This window comes from Maricaulis sp. D1M11, assembly GCF_047308265.1.
Classification (GTDB): Bacteria; Pseudomonadota; Alphaproteobacteria; order Caulobacterales; family Maricaulaceae; genus Maricaulis.
Genome location: NZ_JBKQWY010000019.1, coordinates 1 through 458 on the forward strand (window position 1 = coordinate 1; position 458 = coordinate 458).

Here is a 458-nt window from a genome sequence, read left to right on the forward strand (position 1 = left end):
CAAAGCTGGGCGACCAGTCTTCCAAGATCATCATACAGGAAGTACTGGGACTTGCCCGTTGCATCCGTGGAGACGGCGACCTGTCCGGCTGAATTGTATTTGAAGGTCTCTTCGCCCGTCGTGACATGGGACCCGGACTGGGAAGATGAGACCACCTGGCCCAGATTATTGTACACCGTCGTGGTGGTGTGGCCCGCACCTGTGACAACAGTCATGTGAGCCTGCGGGATCCCGGCCGTGCCGCCATCATTGTATGTGTAGGTGATTGAGCCTGTGACGGTGTTGTCGGAAAGCGTGACGCGTCCCAAGCCATCGAAGCTGAATTCTGACACATTGTGTCTGACGGAACTCTCGATCAATCTCCCGTGCTGATCGGTCGTGAAATAGTTCCGCGTGATGCCTTGGCTGTTGTCACTGCTGCCGGTTGCGCTCGTGCCGCCATAGGTCCGCCATTCTTC

Annotated in this window: 1 protein-coding gene; it reads right to left on the reverse strand. The window is 56.8% G+C overall.

What is annotated here, in order from left to right:
* Nucleotides 1-215: hypothetical protein (locus RMQ97_RS15450; RefSeq protein WP_413661798.1), on the reverse strand; the 215-nt coding region annotated here is incomplete at its 3' end.
* Nucleotides 216-458: the final 243 nt, after the last annotated feature.